Origin of the sequence: Robertmurraya sp. DFI.2.37, assembly GCF_029211245.1 — a bacterium.
Classification (GTDB): domain Bacteria; phylum Bacillota; class Bacilli; order Bacillales; family Cytobacillaceae; genus Robertmurraya; species Robertmurraya methanolica_A.
Map to the genome: position 1 here is coordinate 12641 of NZ_JARGEJ010000054.1, position 16391 is coordinate 29031.

Genomic DNA, 16391 nt, shown 5'->3' on the forward strand with positions numbered 1-16391 from the left:
AAAGCCCAAAACGGACTTTTTTTAATATTCTTGAACACAAACCCTCCAAAACATCCCTTACATATACAACGCCGCTAAAAATATTCCTAAAAATTCTTCATATATTTCATCATACTGTGATAATGGAAGTGGATTCGTACCGAGTCCCAGTTCCAATGTAAAACCAGGCCTGCGAAATTCTTGAATAAACCAATCCTTATAACCAGCATGGCTGTCAATGTACTGAACCGCTTTATAACCGCTCACACGCTCAAATTCCTGTGCTAATATTAGCGATTCAGGCGGTTCCAACCCCTCATAGCCCCAATAAAATTCTTCTCCTTGAGTGTGTAAAGCAAGCATACGAGCAAATCCTCGGTTTGTAGCTAAATTTGCCATCGTTACTGCTTCAGGCTCTGTAAGCGGTGCATCACCCGGATAGTCTCTTGGTGCTGGTGCCTTCTCTTCCTTTCTTTCTTTTTCAATTTCCCAATTTGCCGGGAATTGATTATTAAGGTCGACTCCGGCAATATTCGCTTTCCAACCGAAAAAATCATCGCTCCCTTTATTAAGTTCAATTAACTCATCTCGTTTCTCCGAAGGGGGTCCATTTAAAACAAGGTCAACTCCATCTGGATTTACCATCGGCACAATCGATATTTCTACTTGTTCATATAAAGGAGTAGAAGATATACCACGAATTGATGAACTGTTCGTTAAAGATAATAAAAATGCATTGAGAGCGTCCAGCAGAATTGGTGTGGTGATCCACTCATTCGCATGGAAGGAAGCGTTAAAATGAACCTTCTTCCGACCTCTCCCGAGACGAATCTCTGTAATTGGTTTTCCTAAAACACTGGAACCAATCGTATTTATTTGCATAAAAGGGTATACATCTCTTAACTCTGAAAGCTCCTCACCTAACAATACAGAATGATAAGGAACTTGCCGTTCTTTTAATGGGGCGATAATTCTTCTCGGAAGAACAACAGTATCACCAATTTTTAAAGAACCCGGGACTTGATTCGGATTTAGTAACAGGAGGGCATCGACATCCAGATTGCGTCGCTTTGCCAATTTCCAAAAAGTATCGCCTCTTTTAATTGTATAAGGTTCACCGACAAACCCGGGAATATTAATATGTTGACCCGCTTGAAGACCCGTCGGATTAACGGTGGGATTCGAATCGGTCAGCAAATTTAACGGAATGAGAAATAGCTGGCTATAATACCATAAACTATCACCTTGGCGAATTTGAACCTGCACTTTTTTCTCCTCCTTACTTAGCTCATTCCTCCACAACATTTGCGCGAATACGATACATATTATGAATGAAAGAAATTATTATGACTACTATCTTATTCAAAGGAAAAACCTGTTTCATGTAGCTCTCAGTTTGTTTAGAGAGACAAATTAAAGGCTTGGTTATATGCTGGTATTGATTTTTGACCCATTTCATCTCTCAATGATCAGAGTAAATCAGATTTCTCCGTTCCAGTTTCATTAAATCTGAAGACCTTTTCTTTATGCTGAAGGGGCGTGTGAAACCTCGTTTTAACAGAAATGAGCATTATATCAGTAACTCTATTTCACAAAACTTAATCGTCACTTAATTTGTCTGAAAGAAAGCGAAAACGAAGCGAACGATCTGCACAGTATTCTTTCATATATGGCTAACCCATTTCATTTACTGACTTCATCTGCTTTTGAATGTGCTCAAAAACTTCATTCGGGTGTAATTCATGCCCTATTAAACTCTTTCCACACCAATTAATCCCAACAAGATAATGATCTTTTTTTAGTCCACTTATCCAAATATTTAAAAAATCATCTAAAGTAATTTCCTCTACACGGAATTTATGATAAGAAGGAACAAGTTTTATGATTTGCTCCGCCCTTTCTTTATTGGACCAAAAAGGCATTAATGTTTCTCCAGCGTTATTGTTCGCGATAGATACCCTCTCATCTTTTACGATTGTCCACACTTTTTTTTGTTGAACTATTTCTTCATAAAACACGCTACCTTCATAGTAATTATCAACTAATTTAGAACCTTCAATTTCTGCTTCTCCTTCATCCAATTCCCTGTCCTCTATCCATTGTCGATAGTGTACAAGCTCGTGTGCCATACTATTTAGGATTGCATAAATTGCGTTATCCGTACCTCTTTCCTCGACTAGCTCCTCATAGTCTCCAGCCGCAACTCTAATGTAAGGCTCTACCCTTTTATCATACGGTGCAAAAAAAGTCGCACTAACCCATTCTTTTCTGTCAATGGTTTTAATTTGGTAGCTCTTTTTTAGATATACGATCACTCTTATGGGGAATTCCATATTTAGCCGGAGCCATACAGCAAAATCCAAGCATGCTTCTCTAACCGTTGTATTTACACCTTTTTCGCACCTAACTCTTAATCCCGAGCGGAAACTCATTGCTCTCACCTTCTCATTGAGAATTTTATGCAAACCACAAATCACTTTAAATATATTTTAGTACACTTCTGACACGAGCTGTTAATCTTTAAAAGGATTGTCAATCTTAATGTTGATGAATCCAAAAAAATGGCACATGGTTTCAAGTTTTAATTGTAGCTGCAAGAATGCGCTCTCCTTGATGCCCGTTGCCGTACATAAAAACTTACCAAATAAAAAAGCGCAATCAAAAGTCGTTTTAATTTGACTTTCCGATTGCGGCTTTTCGTGTTTCTCCACTTCAACGAAGATTATCACTGACTCTCCTCGGTCACTAAATTTTCATAAAAACGAAGCAAATCCCCGTAAATAATCTTGTCCGAATATTCCAGTTCATATTTCGCTTTCTCTAAATATGGCTCACAGCCACTTCCATCAGTTACCTCGCCTGTATTTTTGTCATAGCATGTTTCACGAGTAAAAACATGATCCTTAGTTATAAAACTGCCATCTCTAAGCACAATAAACTCCATTTTATCTTTTGAAAACAAATCACTTCCAAAATTGAAGTCTCTTTTCGTATCGATCCCTAGTAAGTGAAGGATCGTCGGTTTTAAATCTATTTGCCCCGATACCGTTGAGATCGTTTTCCCTTTATGGCCGGGTATATGAATGATAAGCGGAACTCGCTGCAATTGTGCACTTACAAATGGAGTAACTTCTTCTCCTAAGAATTCTCCCATTGCTCTATTATGATTTTCGGATATTCCATAATGATCCCCATAAAGAATGATAATCGAATTTTCGTATATTCCTTCATCCTTCAAGCTTTGAATAAAGTTTTTAAGGGCTTCATCCTGATAACGGACGGTTGGAAAATAATTATTCAATGTTTTCGAATTTGAAGTATATGGTTGAACCATCTTATCTTCTTCATCTAATTCGAATGGAAAATGATTCGTAAGCGTAATAAATTTAGCATAATAAGGCTGTGGCATCTCTTTTAAGTGTTGAATCGATTGCTGAAAGAAATCATCATCTTTTAGTCCCCAGCCAACAGAATTTTCTTCATTCACATCATAATCATTAATTTCGTAAAAACGGTCGTAGCCTATTGAATCATACATGATATCGCGATTCCAAAAGCTTTTATTATTCGCATGAAGCGTAGCCGTAAAATAACCATTCTCACTCAAAATGCTTGGACTTGCCTCAAATTCATTTCCTGAGTGGGTAAAAAAGACGGCTCCTCTCCCTAAAGGATACAGGGAATTATCAACAAGAAATTCAGAATCTGACGTTTTCCCTTGCCCAGTTTGATGATAAAAGTTATCAAAGTAGTAGCTTTCCTTGATAAACTCATTTAAGAATGGAGTAATCTCTTCCCCATTAACCGTATTATTAATGACAAAGCTTTGCGTTGATTCCATTGAGATTAAAATTACATTTTTCCCTTTTGCAATTCCAAACATCTCTTCATCTGGCCTCTTATAATTCGCCCGAATATAGTTTTCAATATCGACAAGTTCACTTCCATCTGCTAACGCCCGTTGAGCAGACGATTTTGATTGTAAAAATAGATCATATAAATGGTAATTATACGTACCGATATTTTTAACAAGCATTTCCCGATCAAATGTACGAGTTAATAACTGTGGTCTTTCCGTTTCGGCCAAGCCTAAATTAGCAAAAGAAATAGCGATTGCCACTAAAAAAAATACTCTTTTTCCCACTTTTCCATAACTGCGATTTTCCAAAAAAGCCGGCTTGAATTTTATGACCAAAAGCAAAATGAAAAAGTCAATAAAATAAGCTAAGTCTCGAAAATGAATCAATTCTCCTGCACTGCTTCCTAAGTCAGACATATTACTTGTTTGCATAAGGACAGGCAGCGTTAAAAAATCATTAAAGAAACGGTAAAAAACAACATTGGCAAATAAAACAGTCGAAATTAAAAAGCTTGTAATTAAAATATAGCGATTTCGATTTTTCTCTTTCATGAGTAAACTAAGTCCTAATATAAACATAAGGAAACTAAGAGGGTTGATAAAGAGAATTAATTCCTGTCTCCAGTTCTCAATATTTATTTCAAAACTAGTTTTATAGACGATATATGTCTTAATCCATAGAAGTATAATGGCAAACACGGTTATCGATACTTTGGACTCTTTTAAATAGCGCATAATTCCCCCCTACCGCATAAACCTTTTAATTTTTACAATATTAGGTATTTACTGATAATCAAAGATAATCTTAATACTTTTTTTACAAAAGATCAAACCAAACTTAAAAATGCTTTTGTAAAATTATGTAATGTCTATGCGTAATACCTCACATATAATATAGACGTTTAAATGGCTAAAAAGTTTCATTTTAGTAAACTTATCCACCATTAATCATCCCCAATTCCTGCTCATTTAATCATAAAAAAACAGGCTCAAAAGGTGATAGTTCACAACTTTTGTCAGCCTGCTTCGGTCATATTATTCGTGCCTTTGTGTAGAAAATACACGGAAACTTTTTGCTCATAAACTCTGCAAAATTTGTCTTTATTTTAGGCTATTCTTCCCGTTTGATAACCATTTTTCTATGTAAAATACAAATGGTCTTAAGCAGCTTCTTTTACATACGGTTTACAACTAGCCACCCTGCACCAAGAATACCGGCATCATTTTCCAATGTTGCAATTGAAATTTTTGTCGATTCCTTCACTCTTGAAAAGGCGAACTCATTGAAATAAGCCTGAACCCTATCTAATAGGATATTACCCGCTTTTGATACACCGCCACCGATCACTATTTTTACAGGATTTAAAGTATTCCCTAGATTGGCGAGTGCTAATCCTAGATGATAGGCTACTTCCTCGATCACTTCAAGGCTTAGCTCATCTCCTTCACGAGCACAGTCAAAAACATCCTTAGCGGCAATTTTTCCATTTACCTTGAATATTTTCATTAACTTTCCTTCGTTATCTCGTTCTTTCTCTAACCTTTCAGTTGCCAATCTTACGATACCAGTTGCGGATGCGACCGTTTCCAAGCATCCTTTTTTGCCACAATTACAAGGAGCCCCATTGCGGGAAACAGAAGTAATATGGCCGATTTCTCCAGCAGAGCCGCTTATTCCTTGGACAATCTCTCCGTTTGTAATAATACCGCCGCCAACCCCTGTTCCTAGAGTGACACAAACTAAATCTTTAGCTCCAGCTCCCGCACCCTTCCACATTTCTCCTAGTGCAGCGCAGTTGGCATCATTTTCTATATAGACTGGAAGGGAGAGCTCTTTTTCAAGCTTATCCCGCAACGGATAATGATCCTTCCATGCCAAATTCACCGTATTGTAAAGGATTCCGTTCACATAATCTACAGGACCTGGTGCGCCCATTCCGATTCCTTCAAGGATTTCCTTTGTTTGACCAAGCTCAGTTAATTTCTCTTCAATGGTTCTCGCAATATCGGTTGTAATGTTCTTCCCTTCCTCACGATTATCCGTTGGAATTTGCCATTTTCTGATAATCGTCCCCATCGTATCAATAAATGCGATTTTTATCGAAGTGCCACCTAAGTCTACTCCTGCTACCCATTTCTTCATAACACAAACTCCTTTGCCGAATGTAAAGAGGTCGAAGCGCTGAATTACGTAAGCGAACTACAGATCATGTTGCATGATATCATGATGTTGATTAAAGCGCTATTTGATATTGCTCTTGTAAATATGCTTAATTTGCCTTTAAGCAAACAAACCTATAGCTACCTTTTTTAAGAAGGGGTTGAGCCTTCTTCTTTCAACATTCGAATTTCATGTCTTAATAGTAGAAGCGCTGTTTGAAAATCCTTCGTTTCTATTAGCTGAGACTGATATAAATCCTTTAGCTCCTCTTCCATTAGCTCCAGAGTCGCAATCCGGTCACCAACATAGATAATGGTCCCAAACCTTTTGAGAAATTGCTGTATATCGTAAATGCTTTTCATAATAGACCTCTTTAATTTCTAAATTATATCTTCCGAGTCAAGTATAATTCAATTTTTTAAGGTCCTCAAGCAATTGTTACACAGTTGTTCAATCTTCTAAATAAACTTATCGATCAGGATCTTTGGGATGCAAAACACTTGGTCTGCGATTTTTTAGCGGAATTGGTGAACGAAACATAACATCGACAAATGCGCGAAAATGAAACGGAATGAACGGCCATAGATATGGGATTCCAAATGATTGCATCCGAGCTAAGAAAATAACAATCAAAACGGAACCTATTAACAATCCATAAGAATGAAAAGCAGCGGTTGCGAGCAAGAGAAAAATTCTTACAAGCCGATTTGCAAGGCTCATTTCATAGCTCGGAGTTGCGAACGTTCCTAATGCCGCGATAGAAAGGTATAAAATAACCTCGTTCGTTAATAAACCAACTTCCACAGCTACTTGTCCAATCATCAATGCGGCCACAAGCCCCAATGCTGTTGCTAATGCTGAAGGTGTATGGATCGCTGCCATTCTTAACATATCAATGCCAATTTCAACAAATATAAATTGGAGCAACAGCGGAATCTTCCCATTTTCATTTGGTCCAATATAGGATAGAGCATCAGGGAGAAGACTAGGGTCAATCGAAAATAAATACCATAACGGCAAAAGAAAAATGGAGGCCCACACAGCTGCAAACCGGACAAACCTTAAATAGGAACCAATGATCGGTTTGTTTCGATATTCCTCGGCGTGCTGCAAATGATGCCAATACGTACAGGGTGTAATAATGACACTAGGAGAGCCATCAACAAGGATGCAGACATGACCTTCATAAAGATGACTAGCTGCTGTATCAGGCCGCTCTGTGTAACGAACAACGGGAAAAGGATTCCAATGGCGTCCGGAAATGTATTCTTCTATCGTTTTCTCAGCCATCGGCACACCGTCCGTATCAATGTTACTAAGTGACTCTTTTACTTCCTGTACCATACTTGGCTCGGCAATATCTTCAATATAACTGATGACAATATCTGTTTTAGAACGTCGACCGATTTGCATATATTCCATTCTTAGCGTGCGATCCCGTACCCTTCTTCTTGTAAGGGCCGTATTAAAAACAAGCGTTTCCACATATCCATCCCTTGAACCACGGACAACCCTTTCTATATCTGGCTCCTCTGGTCCTCTTGCCGGATACGTACGGGCATCAATTAAGATCACTTGTTTGATTTCATCGACGACCAAGGCAGTAGGTCCTGCCAACACCATCTCTACGACTTTATCCAAATCATCGGTAACTTCCACTTCAACATAGGGAATATACGTTTTGATTAGCTTGTGTAAAGTATTTGGTTCAAGTGCCTCTTTTGATAATTTTGCAAGAAATTTCATAATTAAATGAAGAATATCATCTTTGACAAACCCATCAATAAAATAAAAAGCCATTTTTCTTTCAGCATACTCCACATCTAACTGCAGGACATCGAAGCTCTTTTCAACACCCAGCTGTTCCTTTAAATAGCTGATGTTTTCGTCTATGCTAGCATGCACAAGTTTCTTAGCATTTTCCTCCATAATCCACCTCAAATCCTTTTTCCAACAATGTCCTCATCAGCTTAGACATTCCAAGGAAAAAAAATACTCTGCCATCCTTGAGGAATTAAGAAGATAAAATAACATTTATTTAGTTTTACCTTGGACATGACACCCTTTCTTGCTGACTGGAGCAAAGGGGCGGTGGCTCTAGCCCCTGCGATGGGAAAGACCACCGTCCACGCCTGGAAGGCAAGAGCCTGAACGCGAAAATGAACCATAATTCTATCAAAATGAACGAAAGACATCGAGATTCTTGATGCCTTTTGTCATTTTTGGATAGTTGGCTGTAAAAATCCGTTGATTTCCGCTCCGGGCACTTGCTTCCGGGGGGCAGGCGGTGAGCTTCCTCAGAGCTGTCGCTCCTGCGGGATCTCACCTGTCCTGCAAATCCCCCCAGGAGTCAAGCACCCTCCACTCCAATCAACTAGTTAGGCTCGACTCAAGCAGTTCACCAAGCCCAAGTCGCCATCCTTTTTAAGTTCATGACAGCAAAAGTAAGCATCGCCTGCATAGACTTGTTTTTAAGACCTCGTAAGGTTGTTCATCGCATTCCATGCTTTTCTTTCGCATCCGCAAAAACACGTTCAATCGTCTCTTTGCGTTTCGCGTATATCTGTTTGATTTTCTCCATGGTGACGTTAAATGTTCTGCCTCTTCTTTGTAAGCTTCCCAAATATGACGTTGTATAAGCTTTTGATGGTTTTTACTTTCAGTGCACTTCGAAAGAAACGGACATTCTACACAAACCGATGGATTGGATTTATATGCTTATATCCTTCCTTCGTTGTCGTCGTGTATTAGCGGCTCGGCCCCGCCCGTGGAAAGCGCCACCCTTCGTTATAATCAACCTATACTATCTATCATAATTCTATTTTAAAAGAAAAAGACTGTAGGCAAACTGAAATCCTTCGAGTTTGTCTACAGTCTGAAATCAATTAAATTGATTTAACAGCTGGCGATATTCATCTGTTGGATTAATTTCCACTGCTTTTTCTGCATGCTCCTTAGCTTTTGCGATTTCTTGCTTTTGCAGATAAACAAGGGCAAGGTTATAGTGTGCTTCATGAAAATTTGGCTCTACTTCTATTGCTTTTAAAAGTGATTTTTCGGCCTCGTCAAACTTTTCCAATTTTATTTCAGAAAAGGACAATAAAAAGTAATATTGAGCAGAAGACTCGTCACTATTCGGAAAATCAATTAATAGCCGGTACGCATCTGTAAATCTTTCCTTTTCCAAATAATCTTGAGCCAGTACTAATACAGATGTTTCATCTAAAACCTGCTTCGGATTTTCAAAACCATATCGAAGCATTCCACCGGCCACAACAAGAGTAAGGGCTAAACAAATCGCTTGTAACGAAATCTTCCGCTTTTTTGGTAAATGAACAATACCTGAAGCCAAAAAGCCACCGATAAGACCGCCAATATGACCTGCATTATCGATTCCTGGAACGGTGAAACCAAAAGATAAATTGATTGCTAAAACAACAAAAATATTAAGGCCCATTGTTCGCAAAAATAATTTAGGATAAATAGCGCCAAAATAAAGCAAAGCTCCAAAACAGCCAAAAATGGCACCACTGGCACCGGCAGAAAGATTAGGGCTAAAAATGAAACTTGCAACCGTACCGGCAAAGCCAGCTAAAATGTAAATGAACAAGAAGCGAATTTTGCCAAATATTTTTTCTACTGCTGTCCCTAAATAGAATAATGCCAGCGTATTCATCGCTAAATGAAGAAAACCAATATGTAAAACCATTGGCGTTAGGAAACGCCACCATTCTCCTTCTAAAATAAGCGGATTAAATTTTGCACCAAATTGAATTAATGTACTGGTGTTTGTGCTCCCGCCAAATGCCTCGAGTACTATAAACATCAAGACTTGGAGCGCTACAAACATATATGTAAAAAATGGTTTCCCTTGTTCAAAAAGAGCTTTCTCCTCTTTTTCACGGTGAGCAGCAATGTTTAAAACCTCTCTTTTCAGCTTTTCAACCGCTTCTTCCTCGACAGGGATTTGCTCGAATATGTTAAGATCCATATTGAAAATTTTTTCTAAGCGCTCCATTTCCTCCGTGTAATTAGAATTTGCAATTAAAGAAGAAGTTACCTTCGTCTTATTTTGCGCTGGATCAAAGTAAGGTTTTAAAATCCGAAATTCATAATCGTCTACAGGCGGATAGGACGAAACATAAATATTCACAACTTGAAGCTCGCCCCTAGTAATTTGTTTTCGAATTCTTTCACCATTTACTGCGGTCCGTTCAATATCCTGTTGCAACCAATTACTCCAATCAATATCATAACGAAGTAATCGAATTATTTGTGCTTGTTTATTTTCCCTTTTTTCCAACCATAGTTCATTTTGTTCTTTGGACAACTTAATAATTCTAAAGCCGAGCTCAGCAATAAATCCATTAGCAAGTTTCCAAAATAAATAGCTTTCGTTATTAATCAAAAATTCCCCCTACTTTCACATCACAAATCTTATTCATTTAGAAAGTCCATTCATTACTTCCATTATAAACAAATATTGTGGATTTTTATAAGAATAGCCCCTTATGTGAATAAAAAGATAGCAATCTAACTGTGCATACAGCCAATCTCCCATAATTTATCTGCTTCGTTAAGCAATTGTTAAAACGATTTTTAACTCATTTCGTGAAAACAAAAAATGAGAAATTCTCCCTTTTTGGTAACCAACTAAACGATCAAAAGAAGATTTTCTCATGTACAAGAACTATTCAAATCTAGCTAATTAGTTCTTCCAATCGATATTGTGTTTTCATTCCAGATCACCATCTCAGCCGAATACTTCATTTAGCAGTAGAAAAATGAATTCAACTCTTCCTTTCTTTACATAAAGACTGTAGACGGCCCACCTGATCACCATTTAAATTGCCCATAAAAAAAGAAAGGGAACCATAATAAGTAAAAGAGAGAGGAGGGGCATAAAGCAAAAAAAGAAAATCCCCCTTATCTCCACTACCAAGTAACCAAAAATACTCAAAAAAAGCCGATATCAAAAAGTCGTTTCTAACGACCTTTTGACACAGCCTCTTTTGAAATTAACTATTTCCATATTGATTTTTTGCTCCACCTGAAAATATATTGCTAAACATCTGATTACGGACGAGGGGAATGCGCATAAAGGACGAGACTAAAGCCCTTCTCATCATGCTGTTTCCCAGTAAAAAATTGGCTAGGCGAAAGCGATTCTGAAAAACCCAATAGCCTCCGATTCCAATGAGAAGCAAAGATACTAGACGACCCATTATTCATCCCTCCTATGGAAATAGTTTGAGATGTTTTCTTAGCTTTTATCCGAAATAGTCTAGAATTATTTTTTGACTGAGATGCTTATATGTTGACAAAAACCATGGACTGTCAATCACCTTCAGTCTTTCTCAACAAAAATAAGTCTAGTTACTTTAAAACAGGTCCCATCGTTTTCTTTAAAACTGAGACTGAATGGGCAAACTTTACCTTCTCTGTTTCATCTAAATCTAACTGGACAATTTCCCGAATCCCTTTGCGGTTCACGACTGCCGGTACACCGATATAGACATCTTTATGTCCGTATTCACCAGTAAGAAAAGCAGAAACCGTGAGCACGGAATTCTCATTTTGAAGAATCGCTTTTGTTAATCTAACTAACCCCATTGCGATACCATAGTAAGTAGCACCTTTACGTTCAATTATATGATATGCTGCATCACGAACATTCAAAAAAAGCTGTTCCAAATGTTCCTGTTGATACTCATCCTTCGTATCAATCCAATCGGATATTTTCCTTCCAGCAATATCAGCATGGCTCCAAACAGGAAGTTCCGTATCTCCATGCTCTCCAATAATATAAGCATGAACATTTCGTGTATCTACTTTAAAGTAATCACCTAGTAAATAACGGAATCTCGCAGTATCTAAAATCGTCCCCGAACCAATAACACGTTCTTTTGGAAAGCCCGAAAACTTCCAAACAGCATACGTTAAAATATCGACTGGATTTGTCGCAACAAGAAAAATACCTTGAAAGCCACTCGCTACTATCTCATCCACAATTCCTTTGAAAATACGCGTATTTTTTTCAACGAGGTCAAGGCGAGTTTCCCCAGGCTTCTGATTGGCTCCTGCACATATGACGACAAGGTCAGCGTCCTGGCAGTCAGAATAGTTTCCAAACCAAATTTTTGTTGGCGATGGAGCAAATGGGATTCCATGATTTAAATCCATTGCATCTCCCTCTGACTTTTCCTTATTTAAGTCAATGAGGACCAACTCTTCAGTGACTCCTTGATTAATTAACGCAAATGCGTAGCTTGAACCTACTGCACCAGTACCGACTAAGACAACTCGATTAACACGATCGATCAAATTGAAAAACCTCCTCAAAAATAATAAAGTCCATTGATCACGATACACCCTAGCAGCGCTGCTAACAAACTCGATAATAAATTTACAACATCATTGTTCAATAATGAGAACCCTCTCATTTTTTCTGTCCTTTCACCGCAATGGTAGGTTTTCTCCGTTTCCAGCGAACAATGATTACAACGATAAGTTGCTTGAACGAAAGCACCGAGTCCCGTATCGAATAGATTTCCAAGAAAGCCAAACAGAAACACTAATAGGGCAATTTCAATGGAAAAAGCAAATAAAAATAGTGAAGCAACAGCAATGAGCGCAGAGCCTGCAATACCAGCTAATGTTCCCAATCCACTGATGGCACCTGAAGTACCCCTTGGAACCAAATGAAATGTTCGTACACTAAGTGGAAGTTTTTTGCTAAGTGTACCGATCTCCGAAGCCCAAGTATCTGAATTTGAGGTAGCGATCAAGATGCAAAATGCGATTACATATAACGGCTCACCTGTTACATAATAGAGAAGGCTTGTTAAAGCAGCACATCCACCATTCGCGATCACTTGTAGCCAGTCTCTGCGCGATCCTTTTGCTAATCTTTCTTCTACTTGATCTTTTTGATGCTTCTTGTACTTAGACCAGTAACTTGAAGTCGCAAAAAATAACCCTAATAGAAACAAACCTTCTATATGTAGTCCTAACACCGTTAGTATACCAACAAATGCTGCTGCAATACTCCCGGAAAGGGTTAAAAAACGCCCGGCATATCCAAAGAAGACAGCTATAATTATCATGATAAAGTAGAAGAAGCTATTCATGGATAGATATGATCTCCTCTGTCGTCACAATTTGTCTGACAGGTATATCATGACTCTCAATGGGAAGATCGTCAAGCAATTGCAATGGAAAGGCCAATGCAACCTTGTTTCCTTGATAATCCACCATAAATCGATCATAATACCCACCGCCAAACCCAAGGCGATATCCACTCTTCGTAAAGGCCAATCCTGGTACAATCAATAAATCAATCTTTTCTTTCTCGACTTTAAGCGTTTGTTCAACAATTGGCTCGTATAGGCCATAATAAACACGTTCTAGCTGCTCAAATGCTGTCAAGACTCGAAAATGCATCGTTCTTTTTTGGGGCTCACACTTAGCCACGACAACCTGTTTATTCTCTTCCCAAGCCTTGCGAATAATTTGATATGTATCGACTTCAGGCGCTCGTGAGATTGTAATGCCAATCACTTTGGCCTCCTGCCAAAGCGAAGTCGAAAATAAATTTTGGGCAATCTTGTATGAAAGATGCTCATATTCAGGTTTAGACATTTTTTTTAACTGATCCTGTAAAGTTTTTCGCAGTTTTGTTTTCTCCATGCTTTGCCTCCACAAAATACTCAAGCCATTTGTGCTCGTCATAGATTTACGAAATAAAAGAATAAACAATCTTTTCTAAACCATAAAAAAACAGCAGGAAATAGATTCCCACTGTTTACTTTGTTTCGCGATGTGTTGTGCTTTTTTTGTCTCTTGGGCAATATTTTTTTAGCTCAAGACGATCTGGATTGTTGCGCTTGTTCTTTTTTGAAATATAGTTACGCTCTCCACATTCAGTGCAAGCTAAAGTAATGTTTACACGCATGAATTTCCCTCCAAACTACTATCTAACTGTTGTTCCACATACGACTTTTCTATAATATCACTTTTTGAAAGGAAATGCTAGTGCGTTTTTTCTTCTTGTTCATATAGGAAGCAAAGCTTTTTTTATGGCTTGATTAAGCTGCAATGCTTCTTTTTTATTTTCTCCCATTACCGTCCAGGAACTTGCCTTGCAAGTTTCATTAACGTCAATCGTTCCGTCCAATGAAAAAATACTCGCCATCATCCCTTTAGCCATTGGCTGATACTGCAGAATCCCTCTTCCAAGGGATTGCCATATATTTTCTGTATTGACCTTCCACAGTGGTTGTACTGTAGCTTGATCCATCATCTTGCCTTGACAGTATCCATTGACTAAATAAAGCAGTGGATTCATAACATGGAATATCGCTTTTTCCACCGGGGCAACAAAGGTAAGAACCTCTCTTGAGATTTCCGGATGGTGATGAACAAAGAGCACCTTAATATCCCTTATTTGCTCCCCATGATTTTTTATAAACATCTCATGAATTTTCGTTTTTGAGTGAATGGAACGTTCCTTCACAATGACTGATATATTCTCCTCCGAAATAAGCTTTTCCCGACTATCCCTAAGCCAATATATTTTCCCACCAATCCAAATGCCAGGTGTAGCCATCAATCCATTATTAACATTATTTTCGCGTTCTGTACTGGTTATTTTATTAAGTGTAATATTAGCTTCCATTACTTCCCCTTCTTATCATCATTATTTTGAAATTCCCAATAGCATATTTGCGATCGTCATGATTTCTTACGGCTTTTTAGATATTGGCTTTGTTAAACGATATTGTTGATGAAACGATTTTTTGTTCATTTCGTATGAATCCTTGGTTTCTCACGTCTTGCAGCATTGATGACAGAAATGAACCTAGAATCATCACCGTATATAACAAGCCTCTTAAATATTGTCAAAAAAAATTCTTAAACGTGCTCTCCTTTATGTTAGCACTGATAGTGGGAGCCCACAATAAACGCATTTTGTCGTTTTTTGTTTTCCTTTGGGAGATGCTTCCGCTCGAGATAAATTTGCAAATTTCCCTGTAAAAAAGCAATTAATCGTTTCTTTCGTCAATACCATCGAAAAACGTCGGTTTAAATGGTAAAATGGTCTTCGTACGAACTGACCAACATAAAGAGGTGAAAACAATGGAATACATAGTACCTGGTTTACTTGGAGTATCTATTTTGCTATTTATAATTTCATTTTTTATAAAAGACCCATATAAAGAAATAAAAAATGAACTTGATCAATTTTCCATGCAGCAAATTCAAGAAATTTATCAACTAAAAAGAAAGATCAAAATATTGGAGGAAGAATTGCTGATCGACGATCGTGATTTTCAAACTGCTTCCTCCTATCCAGAGCCTAAGAAGGAAATTCATGCGATCATCAAAAACCAAGTTTGGTCCTTAGCACAACAAGGGGTATCAATTTCCCAAATCGCCAAGCAATCCTCGCTAACAAAAGAGGACGTGAAAAATATTATTAATGAACTATCAGCAGGTGTGAGATATGAATAAACATACACTACGAGCTTTTGCACTGGGGATTATTTTCGCTGTTGTTGTGCTTCATTTCACTGTTTTAGAACGCGAACCGGAAATACCTATAAATAGTGCAAAAGAGAGGATGACAGAGGCTGGCTTTGTTGTTTTAACTAAAGAAGAATTGAACGATTTAGAGAAAAAGCAAATGGAACCTCCAGCGGAAGAAGTCAAGACAGATCAAGAAACTCCCAGTGAAGAATTAAAGCAAATCACTTTAGAGATTAAGCTGAACATGAGCACGAAAAAAATAGCAGATATGCTTGCTGATGGGCAAATCATCGAGAATGCTACCGAATTTGAACAGTATTTAATCGAGCATGGCTACCATACGAAGGTACAGATCGGAAGCTTTGAGCTCAACAGTGAAATGACCTATGAGGAGATCAGTAAAATCATCACAAAAAACAAATAAAAAAAGAGAAGCATTTTGCTTCCCTCATATTTTATCGCAATAGCATCGAGAGTTCTAATTCTCGATGCCTTTTGGCATTTTTGGATAAAATTGCACTTAATATACGTTGATTTTCGCTCCAGGTGCATGCTTTCGGGTGGGCGGTGAGCCTCCGGAGCAGTCACTTGAGCCACTTGAAAAGTTTTCAGCCGTCTATTTTTGCAGAATTTCTAGAACTGCTGTCCTCTGTTCTGTCGAGGGAGAACGCAAATGACGTTGGTTCCGGCAGATTGTTTTAAATATTGGAGCCTTGCAGACTTCATTTATTCTGGTTAGGGGAGTGTAATATTAACTGTGTAAGTGAGGAATGCGTACGATTCCTTACTCACACAGTTTTTTATTTGATAGAATCATAAGTATAAAGCTAAAGGAGTGATTTCGGTGGGGAAATTGAAAAGAGA

General features: G+C 38.0%; 15 protein-coding genes and 1 pseudogene. 2 read left to right on the plus strand and 14 right to left on the minus strand.

Annotated elements, in window-relative coordinates; translation table 11 throughout:
* Positions 1–57 precede the first annotated feature (57 nt).
* The 14 genes and pseudogenes from PZE06_RS20625 to PZE06_RS20690 all read right to left on the minus strand — a co-directional run bounded on the left by PZE06_RS20625 (position 58) and on the right by PZE06_RS20690 (position 14676).
* Entirely contained in the window at positions 58–1245 is a 1188-nt protein-coding gene (locus PZE06_RS20625; RefSeq protein ID WP_150949238.1) for a M14 family metallopeptidase, read from the minus strand.
* Positions 1246–1652: 407 nt separating this feature from the next.
* Positions 1653–2411, minus strand: coding sequence for a DUF2750 domain-containing protein (locus tag PZE06_RS20630; RefSeq protein ID WP_150949241.1), 759 nt, complete (start codon positions 2409–2411; stop codon positions 1653–1655).
* Between the two features lie 293 nt (positions 2412–2704).
* Positions 2705–4573, minus strand: a complete 1869-nt coding sequence (locus PZE06_RS20635) for an LTA synthase family protein (RefSeq protein WP_150949244.1) — start codon at positions 4571–4573, stop codon at positions 2705–2707.
* Between the two features lie 439 nt (positions 4574–5012).
* The gene (locus PZE06_RS20640; protein WP_150949248.1) at positions 5013–5981 is read right to left on the minus strand and encodes an ROK family glucokinase; all 969 of its coding nucleotides are present in this window, start codon (positions 5979–5981) and stop codon (positions 5013–5015) included.
* 167 nt (positions 5982–6148) lie between these two features.
* Positions 6149–6361, minus strand: a complete 213-nt coding sequence (locus PZE06_RS20645) for a YqgQ family protein (RefSeq protein ID WP_150949251.1) — start codon at positions 6359–6361, stop codon at positions 6149–6151.
* Between the two features lie 106 nt (positions 6362–6467).
* Positions 6468–7928: a spore germination protein gene (locus PZE06_RS20650; RefSeq protein ID WP_150949255.1), complete on the minus strand. Its 1461-nt coding sequence runs from the start codon at positions 7926–7928 to the stop codon at positions 6468–6470.
* 469 nt (positions 7929–8397) lie between these two features.
* Positions 8398–8746 (minus strand): annotated as a pseudogene (locus tag PZE06_RS20655) (transposase); the annotation flags it as partial.
* Between the two features lie 134 nt (positions 8747–8880).
* Positions 8881–10407 (minus strand): rhomboid family intramembrane serine protease, encoded by a 1527-nt coding sequence (locus tag PZE06_RS20660; RefSeq protein ID WP_150949258.1) that lies wholly within the window; start codon positions 10405–10407, stop codon positions 8881–8883.
* 610 nt (positions 10408–11017) lie between these two features.
* Positions 11018–11224: a hypothetical protein gene (locus tag PZE06_RS20665; protein ID WP_150949262.1), complete on the minus strand. Its 207-nt coding sequence runs from the start codon at positions 11222–11224 to the stop codon at positions 11018–11020.
* A gap of 151 nt (positions 11225–11375) precedes the next feature.
* Positions 11376–12323, minus strand: coding sequence for an L-lactate dehydrogenase (locus PZE06_RS20670; protein ID WP_150949265.1), 948 nt, complete (start codon positions 12321–12323; stop codon positions 11376–11378).
* 14 nt (positions 12324–12337) lie between these two features.
* Positions 12338–13129, minus strand: a complete 792-nt coding sequence (locus PZE06_RS20675) for a DUF92 domain-containing protein (RefSeq protein WP_150949268.1) — start codon at positions 13127–13129, stop codon at positions 12338–12340.
* Complete coding sequence (locus tag PZE06_RS20680) at positions 13122–13688, minus strand: 5-formyltetrahydrofolate cyclo-ligase (protein WP_150949271.1); 567 nt, start codon at positions 13686–13688, stop codon at positions 13122–13124. Before PZE06_RS20680 ends, PZE06_RS20675 begins: the two co-directional genes overlap by 8 nt.
* Positions 13689–13803: 115 nt before the next feature.
* Entirely contained in the window at positions 13804–13953 is a 150-nt protein-coding gene (rpmG, locus tag PZE06_RS20685; protein ID WP_019154508.1) for a 50S ribosomal protein L33, read from the minus strand.
* 99 nt (positions 13954–14052) lie between these two features.
* Complete coding sequence (locus tag PZE06_RS20690; RefSeq protein WP_150949275.1) at positions 14053–14676, minus strand: hypothetical protein; 624 nt, start codon at positions 14674–14676, stop codon at positions 14053–14055.
* 461 nt (positions 14677–15137) lie between these two features.
* On the opposite strand from PZE06_RS20690, the gene PZE06_RS20695 reads away from it, so the two are divergent.
* Positions 15138–15512 (plus strand): hypothetical protein, encoded by a 375-nt coding sequence (locus tag PZE06_RS20695; RefSeq protein WP_150949277.1) that lies wholly within the window; start codon positions 15138–15140, stop codon positions 15510–15512.
* Positions 15505–15951, plus strand: coding sequence for an endolytic transglycosylase MltG (locus PZE06_RS20700; RefSeq protein ID WP_150949281.1), 447 nt, complete (start codon positions 15505–15507; stop codon positions 15949–15951). The genes PZE06_RS20695 and PZE06_RS20700 overlap by 8 nt, the downstream gene beginning before the upstream one ends.
* Positions 15952–16391 lie beyond the last annotated feature (440 nt).